This is a genomic window from Dapis purpurea BLCC-M126, assembly GCF_050015975.1.
Classification (GTDB): domain Bacteria; phylum Cyanobacteriota; class Cyanobacteriia; order Cyanobacteriales; family Microcoleaceae; genus Trichodesmium.
On record NZ_JBNHER010000216.1, the window covers coordinates 1 to 21,041 of the forward strand.

The following is a 21,041-nucleotide window of genomic DNA, read 5'->3' on the forward strand; positions in this document are numbered from 1 at the left end:
CTATCACTGACTAGCATAAGAATAGGTGAAGTTAGAAGAATTAAAAATCTCATAAGCTATCACTGACTAGCATAAGAATAGGTGAAGTTAGAAGAATTAAAAATCTCATAAAAAGCAGATAAAGAAGATTGAAAATTTTTAAAGATTCACTTCAATCTAGATAGACTAATGAATAAAAATCAGAATGTTATTCTCATTCAAATCTATAATTGTATAATCGCTTATTTGATTTTGCAACTGATATAAACACCCAATTCAAGAATTAAGAATTTAGAATTAAGAATTTAGAATTACCTCTCCTTGAAAAGAAGAGGATTGACGAACAGGAAAATTTTTATTTATTATCCCCTATCCAAGGGGAGGCTTTAAACCACAATATTTCGGTAATTTGGGAGAATATATTAGATAAACTGCGTTATATTCAGGCTTATATCTGCCAGTAAACCACCTATTTTTATATGAAAATTTTTCTAACGACATTCAATATTTTTGTAGTAAATATAATCCAATTAAAATAACTTGGGCTGTTTTAGAGATGAAATATAAATCGCTTTAAATTTTGCCACAACTATGACATATAAAGCAAAATATCTTATTGTCAAGTCGATTAAAAAATTACTCAACAAACAATTTAACTAGGTTCTCTCATCGCTTTAAAAAGACAACAATAGATTGTATAAAATAGGATGAAATATGGTTTAAAAGCTGCACTCGAAGACCAATTAGTACAGAAAAAAATTGAGTTGATCTTTGAAAATGATTATTATGAGCCTCCATTTGCTTATTAAAAGACACAACAGTTGATTCAATCTGGCGTTGTTTTTTTGAATAGTTATAATTGTTTTCTTTAATCAAAAATATGACTAATTAAGAAAAAATAAGAAAGAAAAAAAAATTATAATAAGAAATAAGTAACCCTAAATCTATCAATTATCAAAAATATAAAAGCAGTCCTGAAAAGACTAGATTAAAAGTACCTAAACTATTGAAGCCAATTTATTTAATTATTTATAAATGTTCAACTAGACATGATATTACTACTTTACGACTACTCAATTTTAAGCCTGAAAAACTATAGCTTGTTCCATTCAGATGCAGCATCAACAATTGCCTGCTTAATAGTTTTTTCTCCCAGCATACTCGCCTGTAAATTTTGATAAATAATTTCTTTCAACTGATCCAAATTTTTAACAGGTGGCAGTAAAACTCCTGCTTCAAAAATTTGACTAGCACTAATCACTCGCGCCCGATCTTGATTAGAAGCATTAGAAGGAATATTTTGAAAATAACTATTTTCTAACGTCTTAGTTGTAGAAGGTAAAACATTAGTCTCCTGGGTAAAAGCTATTTGATTTTGATAGTTAGTGATAAATAAAATAAATTTCAGCGCTCGATCTGGTAGTTTAGTATTGCTCGAAATAGCCAAATTCATTAACACTATACTCTTCTTATCACTCTTACCAGTAATTTGGGATTTTGGGTATGATACTTTTCCAATTTCTGGTGCATTTTCAAAGATAGCTTCAATCAATTCTGGTCCGGAAAATACCATAGCAGTTTCCCCAGCTTGATACAAATCTTCACCTGCTTGAATCCCTTGTGTCAATACTTCTTCTGGTAATAAACCTTCCCTATATAAATCAACCCAATACTTAAATACTGCTTCACCGACTGGAGTATTAAAAGCAGCTTTTCCATCAACATCTATTAATTCAGCTCCCATCTTACCAAAAGACTCTAATACTTCATTTCCTCCTTGTGGTGAAAAAGAAACAAAAAAAGCATATTTATCAGTTTTTTCTTTAATTTGTTTAGCTACCTTAGCCAACTCTGTATAATTTGTTGGAGGTCGATCGACTTCTGCCTGTTTAAATAGCTGTGAATTATAAATTGTTATATTTGTCGTACAATACCATGGAATACCAAAACTTTTGCCATTAATCTGACTAGCTTGCCAAAGATTAGGTAAATATTCATTCCTAACTGAATCTGATAAGATAGTATCCAAATTTAACCATGCATTAGGTCGAGTTAATAAATGTGCAAAACTTGAATTAAGATTAACAACATCTGGAAGAGTTTCTGTCAAAATAGCACCCTCAATTTTGCTTTCCATCTCCGACCAAGGCACATCAACCCATCGCACCGATAAACCAGGATTATCTGCCTCAAAATCAGCAATCAACTGATTAAAATAATTAGTAAACTGAGGTTGAAGCTGTATTGTCCAAAATTCAATTTCTTTAGTCTTTAAATTAAGATAGGGAGAACTACAACTAATTAAAAATGTTAGTATTAGCCCCAAAATAGCAAATACCCGAAACCTTTTCCATTGAACTATAATAAACATTTGATAAAATTTAGAAAAACATCTTAGATAATCTCTAATAATGAGATGATTTTTTACTTTCTTAAATGAGAGCTGATTGCTAGTATCAAGATCTCTGGCAATTTCCGGTAATAAATGACACATATTATGGAGATTTTTTTGACTTAGCCAAAAAAATAGTTGACAATATGGTTGGAGGTGATTTGATTGTACGCCAAAAAATTTGAATTAAAACTCAGTAACCAGGAGCGTTCAAAAATGGCTCAATGTGCTGGCTATGCTCGTTTCGTTTACAACTATGGCCTCAGTATGGTTAATGGAACTCACAGCATCACCAAAGTTAACAAACGTGGTCAGGAGGTTAGCCTTAGTTACACATTACGTATTTTAGAAGCTAAAAAAGTCTTTACTAACTATGTCAAAAAGCAACCAGAATATGCTTGGATAAATAATTATTCATCTCGCATTTACCAAAGTGCTTTTCAACATCTAGGTGAAGCATTTAAACGGTATAAAGAAGGAATCAGTAAATATCCTAAATTAAAAAGGAAAAAAGACAGACAATCTTTTACTGTTTATGATGGTAATGGAAAGGTGACAATTAGTTCTGGTCAAAAAATTAAAATACCAACATTAGGAACTTTTCGATTATGGGAATCAATTCCTTACACCACAGCAAGTCAGACTTTTACTATTAGTAGAACAGGGAAAAAATGGTTTGTTAGCTTTAGTATTGAAGCGGCTTTTTTGCCAGTTCATCCCCTATTAGATAGGCGGCAAGACGAAACTTTTGGTATAGATGTTGGGGTCAAACAATTTGCAAGTATAGCAAACCAAGAAAAGGGGAACTCCGAAATTGTAAGTTTGCCAGACTCTATTAAACTAGAGCAATTAAAAATAGCTAAGTTTCAATGGCGCAATAGGAATAAACAACTAGGAGGTAAAAGTAAACCACCTTCAAAAAATGGGATTAAATATTACAAAAAACTTGCGAAGTACCATAGTCGTGTGAAGAACATGCGTAGGGATTTCATAGAGAAAACTACTACAAATTTAGCGAGTAAAGTAAAGCACATTTGCTTAGAGAATTTAAACGTTAAAGGGATGATGCAAAATGGTAAATTAGCAGCATCTATAGCAAGGCTTGGATTTTATGAATTTAGACAACGATTGACAACCAAAATCGTAAGCTCTCGTGGGACAGTAGTGCTAGCTGACCGATGGTTTCCATCATCCAAAACTTGTCATAGTTGTGGTTACATTCATCAAGAATTAAAGCTAAGAGACCGAACCTTTGATTGCCCTCACTGTGGAATGAGAATAGACCGGGACTTGAATGCGGCAATGGTGTTATCTCAGTATGGGGAAGTTAATCAAGAAAATAGGGTAGGCTGTGCCCGAATTTACGCTTGTGAACTGGACGAGGGCGGCCTCCCAGGTTGAAGCAAGAAGCAAACATCTTTGACTGGCAAAACCCAGGTTTTACCTAGTGAATGCTCGAATTGTATAGGTATTGTATAGCAGAAAAATGGTTAATTACTTAAAAAACTTATTTAAAAAAAAGAAGCCAGGAATAGGAATAGAACTCGGCCCAGAAAGAATTAATATTGCCGAAATCCGGCAACAAGGAGATAAATTAAAATTAGTAACTTTTGCTACAGCAGAAGTACCAGAAGATGTGTTTTTTGAAGGTCAAATAATTGATGCTCCCACAATGTCGGAACTAATAGAGTCAATGATAGAAGAAAATAATATCAAAACTCGCAGAGTAGCAACAGCAATTCCAGGTAGAGAAGCAGTTACCCGTGTAATTCCTGTACCAGCAGAATTAAACGACGAAGAATTACAGGATTATATGAACCAAGAAGCAGGTTTATACTTACCATTTCCTAGAGAAGAAGCAGATGTAGACTATCAAAAATTGGGAGTTATAGTAGATCCAAATGATGACTTAGAAAAAGTACAAGTAGCCCTAGTTGCAACTAGAAAAGAAGTAACAGATGCCTACATAGATGTTTTTACACAAGCAGGATTAGCAATAGATGTTTTAGAAGTAAGTAACTTCGCCCTCATCCGTACAGTAAAAGATATACTTCAACAATATGGACCTCAAGAAGCAACAGTAATTGCAGACTTAGAATTTGACAGTACCGAACTTGCTATCGTAGTAGACGGAATACCCCAATTTAACCGGACAATTCCTATTGGTACTTATCAAATGCAATCCTCCTTAAACGAAGCAATGAACTTACCTCCAACCAGAGATACTAGCGAGTTATTAGGGATGACCGTTCCAGTATTAGATACAATGGGAGTCACAGCAAACGAACCAAATCCCGGAACTAATGCCCTACTAAAAGTATTAGCAGAATTAGGAGATGAACTGCGACGCTCAATAGATTTTTATCTCAATCAATTTGAAGATTTGGAGGTGGCACAATTATTATTAACAGGATCGGGGGCAGCAATAGGACAAATAGATGACTTTTTCATGCAACGTTTAAGTTTACCAGCGTCTAAAGTCGATCCAATCGAAACTTTAGCCTTAGAAACAGAAGAAGAAATTCCGCCAGAACAACGTTCTGGCTTAGGAATTGTATTAGGTTTAGGACTAAGAGAGGTTTAAATTAATATGTATGGCCTAGATATAAATTTTCTTAACGATCGCCCAGAATATAAAAAAGATATTCCCAAACCAGCGAGTAGTGGACCATCACTGGAAGACCCTAGACCAATTTTGATTGGGGCCGCAGCAGCAGTAGCAGTTAATGGTCTAGTTGCAGGTGGGTGGTTATATCTAAATCAGGTAAACACCAAACTCCAGGCAGACTTAGACAAATTAAATGGAGAATTGAGTAAACTAAACGCTCAAGTTAAAGACCTTGAAGCAATCAAAGAAAAAACTAAGACATTTAAAGCAGAAGCAAAAGCTTTAGCAACAGTTTTTGACCAAATCAAACCATGGTCGGCATTATTAGGAGAGTTTGGATCTTTAGTACCTAGTGGGGTAATAATAACTAGCATAGAACAAAAAGAAGCAAAAGTAGCCCCTCAACCTGCCCCCAAAAAAGGTGAAAAAGAACCGCCACCACCACCCCCAAAACCAACAGCAACTCTATCATTTGCTGGAACTTCAGATTCTTACGGTCAAATTAATGACTTTTTATTATTATTGCAAAGCTCTCCCTTTTTCCAAGGAGAAAAAACTAAACTTATTAGTGCTGCGAAAAAACCTAATCCAACTAGATTAGAATTACAAGAATCAAACTCAACCTTAGCACCAGAAATACCAGAATTACCCCCAATAGTTGAATATAAAATAGAAACAAATCTCAGTCCTTTAGGTGCTTCAGAATTACTGCCTCAGTTAAAAAGTAAAGGAGCAATTGGATTAGTAGATAGAATAGAAACACTAACAGAAAAAGGAGTATTCTAAAAATGGTAGTAGCAAATGAATGGAATCCAGAATTAGAAGAACAAGAAGAAGAAGGAGGGGGTCCGAAAATTCTAGGTGTCTCCCTCAAAGATCCCAGATTTATTGGAGGAGCTATTGGTGTTGTAGGCTTAGGAATAGCAGGATTCTTAGGATATAATCAACTTAAACCAGCTATCGAAAAAAGTGCCGAATTAAGAACAGAAATTAAAACAGCAGAAGTCAAAATTAAAGAGCAGCAAAAACAAATAAAAGAAAGACCAAAAGCAGAAGCAGAAAGGGAAAAAGCTGAAAAACAAAGAGAAGACGTAACCAGCTTATTTGCCAGTGAAAAAACAATGAAAACTTTGCTGTACGATATGAACAAACTCATAGATCAAATTAATACTGGAATTACAGATGAAGATCAACAAGCCAAAATGACAAAATTTAAACCCGTGGAGCCAAAAAATGGTAATTATATAGTTAACGATAGCTCATTAGGACCACTGGTAAATGGCAAATTAAAGCGACGAGAATTCAAAGTAGAATTTGAAGGCAGTTATCCTCAAACAAGAGCATTTATGATTGCTATAGAGAGGATGCAAACATTATTAGTAGTGAAAAACTTAAAAACTAAACTTGAACGAGGAAATCAAGTTATAGAAGTTGAATGGAAACAAAATAAATTTGTACCAGTTAGCAAACCAGAAAGTAGACTAAGAACATCCTTTGATATGCACGCTCTATTGGCCTTAAGTGAACAAGAGTCATTGGGCAAAGAAAGTCCCAGTAAAGAAGAGCCTGAAAAAAAATAAGACAATTTGCCAAATAAATGTTATTTTATCAAAAAAATTTGGTCTAAAATATCCCCATTCTTAGAGCCTATCTTTAAAATAGGGTTTGCTGAAAAAAAGCAGATTGTGGGAACTATGAGGAGTGTGGCGAGGGTTGAGAGATATAATTTTGTCTGCTCATGCATATCAAATTTTTCCAGCTCTAGCAACTGAAAAGTTTGCACTTTTTTCACTCCCAAAAGGCTAAAGAATTAAAAAATAAAGGCATTGAGGCTTCATCAGTAAGCCCTAAAGATGCCTAAAAGTAGGGTGAAAATTGATTGTGAGATAGGGAGATAGGGAGTATTTTCCAACTTTTTTCGTAAAATTATCTTCCTTTACCTCCTGATTCCTACTAAAAAATTGAATATACAGCAAAGATAATAAAAAACTTAAGTTTTGGCGCAGAGTAATGGCAAAAATTAGAAGGCACGATGATTTTTTCAAGACCCATTCTAATACTCTTAGATATTTCTAGGAATCAAGATTTAGGTAAATAGCACGGTTAACTCAAACAGTATTCCTATGCAGGACTACCAAAATTATAAAAAAAAGAAAAACTTAAAAGATGGTAGCTCCAAAACTGTGGAAAAAGCCCTATACTCTAGCCCAAGACAAACATCTAAATCAATAAAAAAGCCCAGCGTGGAGTGAGGAAAGTGAAACAGCAAATACAATTTAGTAGTGGACTGTTAACTGGAGTCGCGGCAATAATTATAGGCCAGACCCCAGCCTTTGCAGTAACCCAAATTACACAAGTCCAATTAAATTCAGCAGACGGGGGCATGAATATCGTCTTAGTTACCAGTAATGGCGATCGCCCCGAAGTATTCTCAGTTAACAGAGATAACTCTTTTGTCGCAGACATAATCAATGCCCAACTCAGCTTACCCCAGGGCAACAAATTTCGGAAAGATAGTCCAGCCCCTGGTATAGAATATGTAGAGGTAATGCAGGTAGACGCCAATAGCGTACGGGTAGTTATCCGTGGTCAAAAAAGTCCTCCGAGAGGTAGAATTATCCAAGGAGGAGGCCAAGGAATTATTCTTAGTGCTGCTATTAGCTCAGGAGAAATAGCTCAAGCACGCCCCCAACCAAATAGTTTTCCCCCTCCCTCAGAAGCAGCACCTCCTCCTTCAGAACCTGCAACCCCACGAGTAGAACCCGAAAGAACTGTAGCGCCCCCAAGAGAAACAACTACAACCCAAGAATCAGAGGTACTATTACCAGACTCAGGACTAACAGGAGATGGTTTCCCTACCCTACCAGGACAACCATCTCCTAGTGAAGTACCACCCTTTTTACCACGAGCAGTAGCACCACCAGTAGGTGATATAGCAATATCTAATATCAATCCTTCAGTAGAAGTTATAGATTTAAGTACTCAAGAAAGAATACCCCGTTTAGTATTGCGAGATGCTCCAGTTAGAGATGTTTTGGCCTTGCTAGCTAGGGCAGCAGGATTAAATGTTGCCTTTAGTTCAGGAGGAGACCCAGCAGGCGAAACAGGCCCTACTATTTCTCTAGATATTGAAAATGAGCCAGTTCAAGATGTTTTTAACTACGTTTTACGTCTAAGTGGGTTACAAGCCAACCGAGTAGGTAACACAATATTTGTGGGGCAAGAGTTACCAGCACAAGCCAGAAATGTTGTGGTTCGTTCCTTCCGTTTAAACCAAGTTGGTGCCCAAGAGGCAGCAGGTTTCTTAGTTAGTCTAGGAGCAGAAAGTGCATTGGTAACAAGCCAACCTGTCACTCAGGTTAATACAGTTAATATTCCTGGAACTAATCAGGCAATTACAAATACTGAAACAATTACAAGAACAGTTGTTCAACCTCTGCGCTACGACCCCCAAGATGCTCCTCCAATATTGGATGGTTTGCAAATAGCAGTTGATAACCGACTCAATAGTATTACCTTAGTTGGTTCACCACAAAAGGTAGAAATAGCAGCAGCCCAATTAATTCAGTTAGATTTACGACAACGACAAGTAGCTGTCAACGTTAAAGTTATAGATCTAAATTTATCAGCAGATGAACGGTTTAATAGTAGTTTTTCTTTTGGAATTAATGACACATTCTTTATTAACGATAATGGGGCAGCATCTCTAAATTTTGGTAGTCTCCAACCTGCTACTCAAGCCCAGCAGAATACTAGTTTCCCTCTGGCTCGCCCTGTTGCTCCTAACCCTATTCAAGGAGACCCTTTCTTTGATAGCCAACGTAGATTTGATGTTCCATTTACAGGTATCCCCAATGTCAATGAAGGTCGAGGTACTTTCCTCAGACCAATAGCTCCTACCACAGGTGAACCGACAAGAATTGGTATTACAGATTATGAACCTACAGAGCTACAATTTAATGAAGATGGAACATTGGATCTAGAAGGTACAACACTAGGAGAAGCAGAATTTGGTTTGTTCCCCCAAATTTTATATCCCAGAAGATTTTTGTCACAACTCCGGGCTACTGTTACAAGTGGTAATGCTAAAATTCTCACGGATCCAACTTTAGTTGTTCAAGAAGGGGAAATAGCTAGTGTCAGGTTAGTTGAAAATATTGTTAAAAGAATTGAAAGTGATTTTACAGACGATGGAGGTGTGAGTCGAGAAACTAGAACTCCTGAGTTTGAAGATGTAGGTTTAACTCTAGCTATACAAGTAGAAAGAATAGACGACAATGGTTTTGTAACTGTAACAGTTAACCCAGAAGTAAGTTTTATTGCTCGAAGAATTGAAACAGATAGTAACAACTCCAATGAATTTGCTACAGAAATTGCCAGGCGTAGGGTAGAATCTGGAAGAATCCGTCTCCGGGATGGACAAACTCTAATTATTTCTGGCATTATTCAAGAGCAAGAAAGAACAACAGTAAATAAAGTACCTCTTTTAGGAGATTTACCTATTATTGGTACTCTCTTCCGCAGTAGTCAAAATGAAAACGATCGAGCAGAGACAATTGTACTGCTGACACCTCAAATACTTGATGATGGCGATCGCTCCTCTTGGGGCTACCGATATAATCCAAGTCCAGATGCTTTGCAAATGATGGAAAGGGGTCAGCCAAGACCGCGCTAAAGTTAAATGTAACGGGATTTGATATCAGGGGTGGCTTGAGATTGCTTCCTTCCACTCCATTCCAGTCACAATAACTAATCAATCATCTGGGTTTGATATTAGGAGGCTTAGTAACTGTTGGCTATAATCTGGTGTCATCTGTAATAATCTCCAATTATCTTTGTTTATGCTACTGAGATTCAAAACTGAACTGCACCGAAATAAACGGAAGAGAAGCGCGAAAGATTTGGCAATTAGGTATAGTAGACAATTTCTTTATACCTAATTAAATGAATTTGATTATTAAAAAACCTAACTGCCAAACCCTCTTCCCTGCTCTAGTAAGGAAGGGGGAGATGTCTTAATTGTAGCGTTGGTAATTCAGAGAACGATTGATAGCAAACACTTTTACCTGCTCATCTAAATCATTTTCGGATCGATCGCGCAATATCTGGAGAATCAAATCATTTTCTCTATATTTTTCGATAATTGCCTCTAAGGCAGTTTGGCGCGGGTTATCCTGCCAATCTTCCTGACGGACAAAAGGGTCTGAACAAGCGCGATCAGAAAAAAATTCAAACATTCCTGGCTCATCATACCAACCTAGAGCTAACTGCTGTATTGCTGAACGTCGCACATAAGCATTCTGATCGAACTGAGCTAATTGTTTCAGAATGACAAAAGTATGAGGAGCATTTTTTCCTAGCAGAGCTAATAATTCTAGAGCAGTTTGTCGTACATAAAAACTATCATCATTGATAGCCACTTGTTTAAGAATTTCTATTGTCTGAGGGTCATTTTGCCAACAAATACCCAACTCTACTACTGCTGTTTGTCGCACGGACATATCTCCATCAGAAATAGCTAACTGTTTAAATAATGCCAATGTCTTAGGATCATCTTTCCATCCAATAGCTAACTGCTGCATTGCTGCTTGTCGTACTTCCAGTTCCTCTCCAGACTCAATCCTTTGTTTGATAATAGTAAAAGTATCAGGGTCATCTTTCCACCCCAGAGCTAATTGTTGCATTGCCAACTGTTGTAAATCTGGACAATGAGCAGATACAGCCAGTTTTTTGATAGTAGATATAGTATCAGGGTCATCATGCCAATCTGTAGCTAACTGTACTACCGCTGATTGTTGTAGTTCAGAACACTTGCCAGACATCACAAGTTCTTTAATAATATCTAAAGTATCAGGGTCATTTTTCCAATCTGTAGCTAACTGTTCCATTGTAGCTCGTTGTACATAAGAGCATGGATCGTCAACAGCTTGTTGTTTAAGCCAAGCTAAAATATTAGGGTCATCTTTGCCATCATTAGCTAACTTGCTAATTGCTGCGACTCGTACATCTGAACATTGGTCTGTAGCAGCCATTTGTTGGAGAGTAGTCAGAGTATCAGGATTATTTTTGTAAGTCTTGGCTAACAGTTCCATTGCTGCCATGCGTACTTCTGAAAAACTATCACACATAGCCACTTGTTTAATAGTAGCGATCGCCTCCGGGTCATCTTGCCAACCATTGACTAACATCTCCATTGCTGCAATTTTTACATTGTGCTGTTCGTCAGACAAAGCAGCTTTTTTGATGATCGCAAAGGTATCAGGGTCATCATACCAGCCAGTCGCTAGTTTTTCAACTGCTATTTTCCTGGCGTGCCAAGATTCGTCAGAGGCAACAACTTTTTTGAGGATAGCTACAGTATCGGGGTCATCTTTCCAAGCTATAGACAATTCTCGTATTGCTGCCACTCGCACATCGGAATTAGACATAGCCAATTTTTTCAGCAGAGGTAAAACACTAGGTTCATCTTTCCAGCCAACAGTTAATTGTGCTACTGCTATCTCTCCCACTACCCAACATTCAGGAGATTCAGCCTGTTGTTTGAGAAAAGTTAACACATCGGGGTCATGTTGCCAAAATGCTCCCAACTGTACCACCGCCAACTCTCGCATCTGCCAAGATTCATCATACTGAACTACTTGTTTCAGAATAGCTACAGTATCTGAGTTATGTTGCCAGTTTTCTATCAAATACCCCAACGCTGCTTTTCGCACCTCCAAAGCTGTATCTGATACAGCCAACCGCTTCATAATAGCCACTGTATCACAATCTTCTCTCCAATCTTGTACTAAGCGTTTCACTGCTGCCAGTCGGACATGAGCAGATTTATCAAACACTGCCAGTTGCTTGAAAGTTGATAAGCTTTCCAAGTCATATTGCCAATTTTCAGCTAGCTGACTCATAGCTGCTCGTCTTACTTCTTCTGAAACTTGAGCAGAAACAGCCAACTGTTTAATAGTAGTTACAGTATCAGGATCGTCTTTGGCTAGTTGGGCTAACTTCGATACTGCCTCTGAAGCCACATGGGGACTTGGATCGGACATCGCCATTTGTTTCAGCCAAGCGATATTATCGGCATCATATCTTCCATCTTGCTTCAATTTTTCTACTATTGCAAGACGCACTCCCCAATGTCGATCTGATTCCGCTCGTTGTTTGAGCCAGGCAAGGGTAAAGGGGTCTTCTTGCCAACCCTCAGCTAAGAGTTCCACTGCTGTCTCTCGCAAAGTTTCATCAATATCAGATATGGCTCGTTGTTTCAAAAAAGGTAATGTTTCTGGTTCATTTTGCCAGTTTCGCGCTAATTGTTTGAGGGCTACATAGCGCACATTTGAAGACCGATATTGATCTGCTAAAATTAGTTGTTTGAGAAAAGCAATCGTATTCGGATCGTCATACCAACCTGTGGTTAATTGAGTGAGTATGGCTTCTTGCAACCACCAATACTCATTGTTGGATACTACTAATTGTTTGAGGAAAGGTAGGATATTGGGGTCATTTGGCCAACCTTGAACAAGATTTTCTGTTGCTACTCTCCGTACATCTGGACATTGACCAGATATAGCTAGTTGTTTAAGAATAGGTACAGTATCCGGGTGGTTTTTCCATTGGATGACTAGCTGTTCCACTGCCACTCGTTGTAAGTCTGGGTCCTCATCAAACACTGCTTGGTGTTTGAGAGATAATAAGGCGTTTGGATCATTTGTAAGCATTATCATAGTAGCCTCTAGGAAATAATAATTTTTCTACTTTTTTAAAGGTAAATGGTATAAGTTAATAGTACAGTTGTACAGATAATTTATTATAGATTAAATTACCTATTGATTAAGTTAAATACTGATGAATTTAATAAATTGTACTTAGAGTAGACATTATACCATTTGAAACTTCTACCAGTAAGTGTTACTTGAAATATTTTCTCCATATCTGTAGAGTAAATATAAGGATTTTCCTATCTCATAACTCAATAAATTAGGCAGTTATAGGACGCGTTCGCTAAACCAAAACTATATACAAATACTTTATTATGAATAATTATCTTAACATTATATAAAGTATAATTTATTTTCAGAAAACTTATTAAATATAATCATGCGAGAACTCTATCCACCTATTCAACCATACAAAACAGGCAATCTCAAAGTTTCCGATCTTCACACTCTTTATTATGAAGAATGTGGCAACCCTCAAGGTAAACCAGTAGTCTTTTTACATGGTGGACCAGGCGGTGGAATTACTCCTATTTATCGCCAATATTTTGACCCCAAAAAATGGCGAATTATTCTCTTTGATCAACGGGGTTGTGGTCGTAGTAAACCTCATGCTGAACTTAATCAAAATACTACTTGGGATTTAGTTAATGATATTGAAAAATTGCGGCTTCATCTAAGTATTGAAAACTGGGTTGTGTTTGGAGGAAGTTGGGGATGTACCCTAGCATTAGCTTATAGTCAAACCTATCCAGAAAGTTGCACTGGTTTGATTTTACGAGGCGTTTTTCTGGTGCGCCCAAAAGAAATTTCTTGGTTTTATCAAGAGGGTGCAAGTAAAATTTTTCCTGATGCTTGGGAGGAATATTTAAAACCTATTCCAGTAGCAGAAAGGCATGATTTAGTTAAAGCTTATTATCAAAGATTAACCAGTACAGATGAAAAAGTGCGATTAGAGGCTGCCCGTGCTTGGTCAATTTGGGAGGCAAGTACAAGTAAATTAATTCAAGATCCTAATTTAATGCAAAGTTTTGGTCAGAGTCATTTTGCTGTAGCTTTTGCCAGAATAGAATGTCATTATTTCATTAATAAATGCTTCTTTGAAGATGAAGAACAGTTATTAAAAAATGTCAATAAAATCCGGCATATTCCCGGAGTAATTGTCCAGGGAAGATATGATGTTGTTTGTCCAATGGTGTCAGCTTGGGAATTACATCAAGCATGGCCAGAAGCTGAGTTTATTGTAGTGCCGGATGCCGGACATTCGGTGACTGAACGGGGAATTAAAGATGCTTTGATTAGGGCAACAGATAAATTTTGAAGCATTCAGCTATCAGCTATCAGCATTTTGTAGTCAAGCACAGAAACCACAGAAACCGGGTTTGTATGAAATGCCGATCGCTGACTGATATATGTCTCTGACAAACCCGGTTTCTTATAAGACTCCGAAGCAAGCAGATTTGATATTATAAAAATTACCATGCATTAATGCTATACTTTAATAGACTTGTCGCTTTATAAGTAAAAAAAACTGGCAAACCATTGTCATGTAAGGATTTTAGCTATTCTCAATCAAAAAAACCTGGAATTGCTGCTGTGTCTGAATTTGAGCGATTTTTTCCATCTATTTAGCGACAACTCTAATAGTCAGATAGTTACCAAGATTCAAAGTCTGTTTTTGACAATTATTAGTCGGTTAGTATAGATTATTCCTACTTTTAACCTCTCCCCAGACTTCCCACACTTCCCCACCCAATCAAATATAGCATTCTTTTTGAGAAATAGTATTAGACATCCCAATCATTACCAACTCTTTCCATCAAGCGGTTCAAGATTACATATCCTTTTGGGTTGACAACAGTCAGGCGGATAATTGATGGATCTTTAGGACGGTGGGCAATAATATATTTGTGACTTCCGTTTCTAAAGGTATAAGTATAGCGTTCGTTATTCCCTGTAATTGAGGCATTTTTCAAAGTTAGAGAAGCCCTAGTTTTTCTGGATAGAGCTTCATAGGTATAGTTTCCGAACTCATCTAATTTCAGCCAAACAACCCAATTTTGGCTATTATCCATAAAAGCTCCTGTTGGACGGACAAAATCAATAGGCATTGCAGAAGCACTATGAGAATTCAAGGTAATATCTGCGATCGCAGGAACAGATAAACCAATCACAGATGCGAGAGCAATAGCTTTGATGTTCATATTTTTGTCTTCCTTTGCGTGTTTTATTTCCTAACTAAGTCTTCAAACTAAACAATCTTATATCCGTATTTATCGTTAATAAAAATACCAGAATTAAATTTGGTACACACAAACTTGCAATTAATAGATATATTTGTTCAAATATCGATAGACAAATTAGAAACTGTCACTTTAACTATCTATCAGCTTTTAGCTGGAGTGCTAAAAATCAAGGGTTTAAGGAGCTATTAGCTTTTAGCATTTCGGTTCTCGAATGCTCCGCACAAATACATAGGCTGTTTCCATAATTCATAAGTAAGTAGAAATATCCTATATATTATTTAGTTAGAGTCAAACTATGTTTTTCGTCAAATCGACATTTCTCTGTCAAGTATTTTCAGCAGATAAATTATTCGTAGCATTCTTTTTAATATTTCATATTATTAATAGTTTAAAATCAGTAAGTAAGTTGTATTTTATAAGTGACGATCAATAAAAATGGAAACTATAATTTTGGTTCATGGTGTTGGTTTATGGGGAACAGAAATGTTTCTGTTAAAGTACCGTTTAAGAAAATTGGGGTATAACTGTCAACAGTTTTATTATTCAACTCGATACAAAAATCTTGCTGAAAATGCTGCTATATTGCAAAACTTCTTACTCTCAAAATCTGAAGACACAATCCACTTTGTAGGTCACAGTTTAGGAGGTTTATTAATTAGTCAGTTCTTTCAAGATTATCCTCAAAAATCTTCTGGTAGAATAGTTTTATTAGGAACTCCTTGGAGGGGTAGTGAAATTGCTAGAAGATTAAGTCAGAGAAAATTGGGTAAATTTTTATTGGGAAAAAGTGTGATAAGTGGATTATCTCAAAGATTATTACCTCCTTTAGATAGAGATGTAGGAGTAATAGCTGGTAGTTTGGATATTGGTACAGGTTTTTTGTTAGGAGTATCTCGTCCTAATGACAGTTTAATTTCAGTAAAAGAAACTTATTTACCTGAAATTAAAGAGCATATTGTTTTACAAGTTTCTCACTCATCGTTATTATTATCCGCAAAAGTTAGTTTATTCATACATACTTTTCTTCAAACTGGTAATTTTAGCTAAAAATTTGCTGATTTTTAAAAGGGGTTTAAATCCCCTTTTAAATACTGAACGCTGAACACTTATTAAAGAGTTTTAAGTTGCCAGGATTTGTTGTCAGTAATTTCTAGTAATTGTTGGTGATAATTTTTTAAAGTTTGACGATGCCCAACACTAATAAATGTTATGGATGTTCCTTGCAATTGTTGATATAAAAGTTCCTCACTTGGTACATCTAAAGCACTGGTAGCTTCATCGAGAATTACATAGTTGGAATTAGTTAATAATAATCTCGCAAAAGCAACCCTTTGTTGTTCTCCCACTGACAAAACTTGACTCCAATTTTCTACTGCATCTAAACCACCAAATCTTTCTGCTAATTCGGAAAGATTTACTCTTTCTAATACTTGCTGTATTTCTACATCAGAAATATTTAAATTAGTCTGGGGATATAAAAGCTGTTGACGCAGAGATCCTAAAACCATATAAGGTTTCTGGGGTAAGAATAATATTTCATCCAATTTAGGTCGATAAATAGCTCCTGTGCCAGAGTTCCATAAACCAGCAATCGCTCTTAAAATTGAACTCTTGCCACTGCCACTAGCTCCCATAATTAATAATCCATTTCCTGATGGTATTTCCAAGGAAATATCTCTGACTAAAGTTCTTTGATAATTGGGAGTTTTTAATGTCAAATGTTCTAAAGCCAGACGAGAAATTGCTACTGTATCAATTGTTGATTCACCTTCAGGAACTTCAGGAGGTGATTCAATAGCAGCAGAAAAAGTGGATAAACGATTAATTCCAGCGGCAAATTCTGTTAATCTATCTAATTGACTAACAATAACTGTTAAGGAGCTTAAGATAATACTAAAAGCAGCTCCTGCTTGAGTAATTGTTCCTACTTCTAATTCACCAGAAAGCACACGCGGACCAATAATTATAGATGGTAATGCCCAGGTAATAAAATCATAACTATTTCTGAAAATATCCAAATATAGTTGCCATTTAATTAACCGATTAAAATTATCAAAAACATCAGTAAATAGGTTATTTGCCTGTTCTAGCTCCTGTTTTTCTCCTCCATAAAAAGCTATAGATTCAGCATTTTCTCGAACTCTAATTAAACCAAAACGAAAGTTAGCTTCTCGCTTGAGTTGTTCAAAATTAATCCCGATCAAAACTTTACCAAATACTCCTGTCGTAATTACTGTACCAGCAACAGCATAAATAACTACAAAAAATACTAATGGTTTAGAAATTGACCATAACAAAGCACTAAAACCAAATAACTGAAATATAGCATTCAGGATAGTTATAAGAAAACTGAGAGATTGGTCTGTAAAACTTTTAATATCCTGAGCAATACGTTGGTCTGGATTATCAATTTCTTGGTTGTAACTAATTTTATAGAAAGAGCGATCGCCCAAATAATTTTTCATAAAACTATTAGTCATCCACCTACGCCAAAATATACTAAGTTTTTGTCGGACAAAAGAGTAGGAAGAGACAAAAGGTACAGCAACTATAACTGTACCTAAAAATTGTATAATTGAGCGCCAGAATCTATCAGAATCTTTAGCAGATAGTGCAGAAATAAACTCTGCTTGTTGAGTCGTGAGTAATAAATTAAATATAGTAAATGTTCCTAGTAAAACAATTACCAGTAACAATAAACTCCTAGCTCGCCATTTCTGTTCTGAAAACCAATAAAGTTTAGCAATTGACCAAAAATTGTTTAATAAATCTAAGTTAAATCTTTTTTTATTCGGCATATTTTTAACTTTTACTAATATAATTTATGCGTTTATTTGTCATAAATAATGTAGCAGAATATTAATTGATTGTCAATCGATAAATCCTTAATGAAATTGGTGAGATATACAAGTTTCTGATTTTAAAAAGAGGAAATATAAAAAATATTCCATTTGATTAACTGTAAATTTAGTTAAGGATATTTGTGTAATATGATGACTGGATAATAAGTTATAAAAAAGTTTTTGTTTGTAGTATTTGTCTAGCCCTAAGATAGATATTGCTCAAGCAATACTACGAGATGTAATTAAACTATTCAACCAGATATGATATAACAACTTCAGACTCAGTTTCTAAGTGATGCGATCACTATTTTTATCTACAAAAAGCACTATGACATCAAATCTGGCAGTATTGGTATGATAAAACGGTACAGAAACAAAAAAATAATAGTAAGAGCTATTTATAGTTGACTACTGACTACTAGAAACAGTACAAATATTTATGGCAAACATCTATCAAATTGGTATTGTCTATAGCCGTTATTTATTAATATTCAACAAGTTGCACTATTAGAATAATATTGGGCATGGCAGCACCAATCTAAAAAAAGCTATAATCAAATAATATCAAATCCGTTGAATTCGGTATAAAAAAATTGTCCGAGCGACATAATTACCAAATCTTTCCTACTTCTCTTATCTCCTGACTACTAACTTCTAACTAATACCAATTCACTTTAAGAATGTCACAAGTAGTTTCAAACTTTAAATGTCAAATAATTGCCTAAAACTGTTCTATTGTCAACATTGTTAGTCTATCAAATCTAACTTCTGACTTCTGACTTCCGTGAAACGGTATAACTATACCGATAGTAGCGGATTTGATATAATATTTAATACTTCAATAATGTTGGTAAAGATGAAGCAAAAAATTATTTTTAGTCTGGGGCATTTATGCATAAACTCATTTATAGGGTAACAACCTTATTCATCCACCAACTCTACAAACGTACAGCATTAGTATTAAGCTTAATGTTCTGCATAGGTATTATAGCTGGCCTATGGAATACCTATCGTCTCTCATCTAACCTGATTAGATCGCAGGTACTTCAAAATGCCAGGCACTACGCTGAGAGTATTAAAGAAGCTCGTACACTATACAGTGCAGGAATAGTCCCTAATGCTCTAGCAGTTGAAGGTATTAGTATGACTCACGACTACAAAATGAAAGAAGGAGCAATTCCGATACCAGCAACATTTTTGATTGAACTAGGTGAGCGTATCCAGTTAAAAAATCCAGGAATGTCAGTCCGTCTTTACAGTAACTATCCTTTTCCTTCCCGTCAAGCAGAAGGTGGCCCTAGAGATGATTTTGAACTCAAAGCTATCCGCCATTTGGAAAAAAACCCAGATATACCATTCTATCAGTTTGTTGAATTTCAGGGTCGTCCCTCCTTCCGATACACGGAAGCAGACATTATGAAACCTAGTTGCATTGGTTGTCATAATAGTCACCCAGATAGTCCAAAAAAAGATTGGAAAGTTGGGGATGTACGGGGTGTTTTGGAAATTACTCAACCTCTAGATAGTGCTATTAAGATGACTAATGCTGGATTGCGAGATACATTTTTTACATTAGTAGGATTATCTATCCTGGGAGTTGCTGGACTAACTTTGGTCATTTCCAAATTCCGACGGACTTCAACAGAATTAGAGCGACGTGTAATTGAACGTACTGCTGAACTGGCAGAGGAAAAGGAAAAGTCAGAATCTCTACTACTGAATATTTTACCAGAACAAATAGCAGAAAGATTAAAGCAAGGACATCATCAAATTGCTGAGGGGTTTGCAGAAGTGACAATTCTGTTTGCTGATATTGTGGGTTTTACTTTACTCTCAGAAAAAATTCCCCCAGAAGAGTTAGTCATATTACTCAATAAAATATTTTCAGAATTCGATGGGTTGAGCGATCGCCACGGACTAGAAAAAATTAAAACTATTGGAGATGCTTACATGGTTGCTAGTGGTTTACCTATTCCACGAACAGATCATGTTGATGCGGTGGCAGAAATGGCACTTGATATGCAGCAAGCGATCGCTGAATTTAATCTAGAGCATAATTGTGAACTAAGCATCCGCATTGGCATTAATTCTGGACCTGTTATTGCTGGAGTTATTGGCACGAAAAAGTTCATTTACGATCTGTGGGGTGATGCAGTAAATACTGCTAGTCGCATGGAATCTCATGGAATTCCTGGTACTATTCAAGTTACGACTAGCACTTATAATTTATTAGAAAATAAGTATATTTTTCAGGAGCGTGGGGTTATATCAGTTAAAGGTAAAGGAGAAATGAAAACTTATTTATTGGTTGGTAGAAAAACAAGTACAAAAAAAGAGAGTGGAAAGAGAATTGACAAAAAAATAGAGCTTTTTTAGTTCAGAAAAACTTATTTCCGGTACTTGCTCCTAACTCCTACCCTGACAAAAAGACTTTTTGAGCACCATACTTAATTTAGAGCTTATGATATGATTTTTAAGATTGTAGAATTAGTATGATTAATTAAAAAAAAGAGGTATATGGAAGATCTGAAAAAATTACCGAAAGACCTGCCTGTTCCCGTAAATGATGGTGCTTGCAATCGCCTACTAGGAGAATCTTTGCCATCAATCAATTTATATTCAACTTCTGGTAGATATGTAGATTTGTCAGCAATTTCAGGTCGTGTTGTTATTTATTGCTATCCAATGACAGGTAAGCCTGGTATTCAGCTACCTAATGGATGGGACCAAATTCCTGGAGCCAGAGGATGCACTCCACAGTCATGTGCCTTTAGAGATCATTATCAAGAACTCAGTGAGTTGGAAGCACAAGTATTTGGTGTTAGCACACAAACAACTGAATATCAGATGGAAGTGGCAGAGCGACTTCATCTACCATTTGAACTTTTGAGCGATCGCGATTTAAGCTTTGCTAAAGCGTTAAAATTGCCAATGTTTGAAGTAGAAAGAATGCAACTGATAAAACGAGTTACGATCATTGCAGAAGTTGGCAAAATTGTCAAAGTTTTCTATCCAGTTTTTCCACCTAATAGAAATGCTGACGAAGTTCTTGATTGGCTGCGAAATAACACCTGATAGGGGAGGGGTGATGGGGGATAGGGTGATGGGATGATTCTTCATTAATGGATAATTGATAATGGATAATGGATAATGGATAATGGATAATGGATAATTGATAATTGATAATTGATAATTGATAATTGATAATTGATAATTGATAATTACCTCTGGTTAAAACCGAGAGGATTGAAGATTGGGAAATAT

Annotated in this window: 12 protein-coding genes and 2 pseudogenes; 10 read left to right on the plus strand and 4 right to left on the minus strand. The window is 35.9% G+C overall.

Annotated elements, in window-relative coordinates; genetic code table 11:
- Positions 1-1,072: 1,072 nt before the first annotated feature.
- Positions 1,073-2,350, minus strand: a complete 1,278-nt coding sequence (locus ACP6PL_RS19155; RefSeq protein WP_426546872.1) for an ABC transporter substrate-binding protein — start codon at positions 2,348-2,350, stop codon at positions 1,073-1,075.
- A gap of 186 nt (positions 2,351-2,536) precedes the next feature.
- Here ACP6PL_RS19155 and ACP6PL_RS19160 point away from each other — a divergent pair, with 186 nt between their 5' ends.
- From ACP6PL_RS19160 to ACP6PL_RS19180, 5 genes are all read left to right on the plus strand, one after another.
- On the plus strand, positions 2,537-3,772 hold the full coding sequence (locus ACP6PL_RS19160) for an RNA-guided endonuclease InsQ/TnpB family protein (RefSeq protein WP_426546873.1): 1,236 nt from the start codon (positions 2,537-2,539) through the stop codon (positions 3,770-3,772).
- 85 nt (positions 3,773-3,857) lie between these two features.
- Entirely contained in the window at positions 3,858-4,955 is a 1,098-nt protein-coding gene (gene pilM, locus ACP6PL_RS19165) for a type IV pilus assembly protein PilM (RefSeq protein ID WP_426546874.1), read from the plus strand.
- 6 nt (positions 4,956-4,961) lie between these two features.
- Positions 4,962-5,765 carry a PilN domain-containing protein gene (locus ACP6PL_RS19170; protein WP_426546875.1) on the plus strand — a complete coding sequence of 268 codons (804 nt, stop codon included), beginning with the start codon at positions 4,962-4,964 and terminating at the stop codon, positions 5,763-5,765.
- A gap of 2 nt (positions 5,766-5,767) precedes the next feature.
- Positions 5,768-6,559, plus strand: coding sequence for a pilus assembly protein PilO (locus ACP6PL_RS19175; RefSeq protein ID WP_426546876.1), 792 nt, complete (start codon positions 5,768-5,770; stop codon positions 6,557-6,559).
- 677 nt (positions 6,560-7,236) lie between these two features.
- Positions 7,237-9,654, plus strand: coding sequence for an AMIN domain-containing protein (locus ACP6PL_RS19180; protein WP_426546877.1), 2,418 nt, complete (start codon positions 7,237-7,239; stop codon positions 9,652-9,654).
- Between the two features lie 340 nt (positions 9,655-9,994).
- Here the strand turns inward: ACP6PL_RS19180 and ACP6PL_RS19185 are convergent, their stop codons facing one another.
- Entirely contained in the window at positions 9,995-12,697 is a 2,703-nt protein-coding gene (locus ACP6PL_RS19185) for a HEAT repeat domain-containing protein (RefSeq protein WP_426546878.1), read from the minus strand.
- Between the two features lie 373 nt (positions 12,698-13,070).
- On the opposite strand from ACP6PL_RS19185, the gene pip reads away from it, so the two are divergent.
- The gene (gene pip / locus ACP6PL_RS19190; RefSeq protein ID WP_426546879.1) at positions 13,071-14,009 is read left to right on the plus strand and encodes a prolyl aminopeptidase; all 939 of its coding nucleotides are present in this window, start codon (positions 13,071-13,073) and stop codon (positions 14,007-14,009) included.
- 466 nt (positions 14,010-14,475) lie between these two features.
- On the opposite strand, the gene ACP6PL_RS19195 is transcribed toward pip, so the two are convergent.
- Complete coding sequence (locus ACP6PL_RS19195; RefSeq protein ID WP_426546880.1) at positions 14,476-14,892, minus strand: hypothetical protein; 417 nt, start codon at positions 14,890-14,892, stop codon at positions 14,476-14,478.
- A 477-nt stretch (positions 14,893-15,369) separates the two neighbouring features.
- Here ACP6PL_RS19195 and ACP6PL_RS19200 point away from each other — a divergent pair, with 477 nt between their 5' ends.
- On the plus strand, positions 15,370-15,981 hold the full coding sequence (locus tag ACP6PL_RS19200) for a lipase family alpha/beta hydrolase (RefSeq protein WP_426546881.1): 612 nt from the start codon (positions 15,370-15,372) through the stop codon (positions 15,979-15,981).
- Between the two features lie 62 nt (positions 15,982-16,043).
- Here ACP6PL_RS19200 and ACP6PL_RS19205 read toward each other — a convergent pair whose 3' ends face one another.
- Entirely contained in the window at positions 16,044-17,732 is a 1,689-nt protein-coding gene (locus ACP6PL_RS19205; protein ID WP_426546882.1) for an ABC transporter ATP-binding protein/permease, read from the minus strand.
- A gap of 1,014 nt (positions 17,733-18,746) precedes the next feature.
- On the opposite strand from ACP6PL_RS19205, the pseudogene ACP6PL_RS19210 reads away from it, so the two are divergent.
- The 3 genes and pseudogenes from ACP6PL_RS19210 to ACP6PL_RS19220 all read left to right on the plus strand — a co-directional run.
- Positions 18,747-19,283, plus strand: a pseudogene (locus tag ACP6PL_RS19210) (Tll0287-like domain-containing protein); the annotation flags it as partial.
- Positions 19,284-19,409: 126 nt separating this feature from the next.
- Positions 19,410-20,153: pseudogene (locus tag ACP6PL_RS19215) on the plus strand (adenylate/guanylate cyclase domain-containing protein); the annotation flags it as partial.
- A gap of 141 nt (positions 20,154-20,294) precedes the next feature.
- Positions 20,295-20,852 (plus strand): peroxiredoxin, encoded by a 558-nt coding sequence (locus tag ACP6PL_RS19220; protein ID WP_426546883.1) that lies wholly within the window; start codon positions 20,295-20,297, stop codon positions 20,850-20,852.
- Positions 20,853-21,041 lie beyond the last annotated feature (189 nt).

Bases quoted from the DNA above. Each gene is read 5' to 3' on its own strand.
- pilM (WP_426546874.1), top strand. From the start codon at position 3,858: ATGGTTAATTACTTAAAAAACTTATTTAAAAAAAAGAAGCCAGGAATA.
- ACP6PL_RS19205 (WP_426546882.1), bottom strand. From the start codon at position 17,732: ATGCCGAATAAAAAAAGATTTAACTTAGATTTATTAAACAATTTTTGG.
- ACP6PL_RS19195 (WP_426546880.1), bottom strand. From the start codon at position 14,892: ATGAACATCAAAGCTATTGCTCTCGCATCTGTGATTGGTTTATCTGTT.
- ACP6PL_RS19175 (WP_426546876.1), top strand. From the start codon at position 5,768: ATGGTAGTAGCAAATGAATGGAATCCAGAATTAGAAGAACAAGAAGAA.
- ACP6PL_RS19170 (WP_426546875.1), top strand. From the start codon at position 4,962: ATGTATGGCCTAGATATAAATTTTCTTAACGATCGCCCAGAATATAAA.
- ACP6PL_RS19185 (WP_426546878.1), bottom strand. From the start codon at position 12,697: ATGATAATGCTTACAAATGATCCAAACGCCTTATTATCTCTCAAACAC.
- ACP6PL_RS19200 (WP_426546881.1), top strand. From the start codon at position 15,370: ATGGAAACTATAATTTTGGTTCATGGTGTTGGTTTATGGGGAACAGAA.
- pip (WP_426546879.1), top strand. From the start codon at position 13,071: ATGCGAGAACTCTATCCACCTATTCAACCATACAAAACAGGCAATCTC.
- ACP6PL_RS19220 (WP_426546883.1), top strand. From the start codon at position 20,295: ATGGAAGATCTGAAAAAATTACCGAAAGACCTGCCTGTTCCCGTAAAT.
- ACP6PL_RS19155 (WP_426546872.1), bottom strand. From the start codon at position 2,350: ATGTTTATTATAGTTCAATGGAAAAGGTTTCGGGTATTTGCTATTTTG.